General features: G+C 38.7%; 1 pseudogene. It reads left to right on the top strand.

Going from position 1 to position 780, the window contains the following annotated elements:
- Nucleotides 1-780, top strand: a pseudogene (locus ACQ0RB_RS15685) (gliding motility-associated C-terminal domain-containing protein); the annotation flags it as partial.

The raw sequence follows: 780 nt of genomic DNA, 5'->3' as shown, positions 1-780 counted from the left end.
GATCAAGATGCTAACGACTTAACTCTTACTGGTGATGTAACAGATGAAGCGGATAACTGTGACGCTGGTTTAGAAGCGACTTACTCAGATGCGATTGCTGATGGTAACTGTGCTAACGAATCTGTAATCACACGTACTTGGTCATTAACTGATGATTGTGGTAATACTGCTACGCTTGTTCAAACTATTAATGTGGTAGATACTACTGCGCCTGTCATTGACACTAACGCAACAGATATTATTGTTGAATGTGATGGTTCAGGTAATAACGGAGAAATAGAAAACTGGTTAAATAATAATGGTGGTGCTGTAGCATCAGATAATTGTGGTGCTATAACCTGGACAAATGATTACAATGGAGCTCAATCAGATTGTTCTGCTCCAGTAACAGTAACATTTACAGCTACTGATGCTTGTGGAAATTCATCAACTACAACAGCTTCTTATGCTATTCAAGACACTACTGCTCCTTCTATAGATACTACTAGCGCTAACTTAACTGTAGAATGTGATGGAGCTGGTAATGTTGACGATATTAATGATTGGTTAACTAATAATGGTGGCGCTATTGCCTCTGATGATTGTTCAGCAATTACATGGACAAATGACTTTACTAAACTTGCAGATGCTTGTGGTGCAACTGGTTCAGCTACTGTAACATTTACAGCTACTGATGGTTGTGGTAACTCAAGTACTACTACTGCTATATTTACTATCGTAGATACTACTGCGCCTACATTTACTGTACCTGCTGATGTAACTATCGAGTGTGATCAAGAT

This window comes from Gaetbulibacter sp. PBL-D1 (assembly GCF_050509525.1).
Lineage (GTDB): Bacteria > Bacteroidota > Bacteroidia > Flavobacteriales > Flavobacteriaceae > Gaetbulibacter_B > Gaetbulibacter_B jejuensis.
Note: the sequence above shows the minus strand (reverse complement) of the source record. Positions and strands in the feature narration are given on the sequence as shown.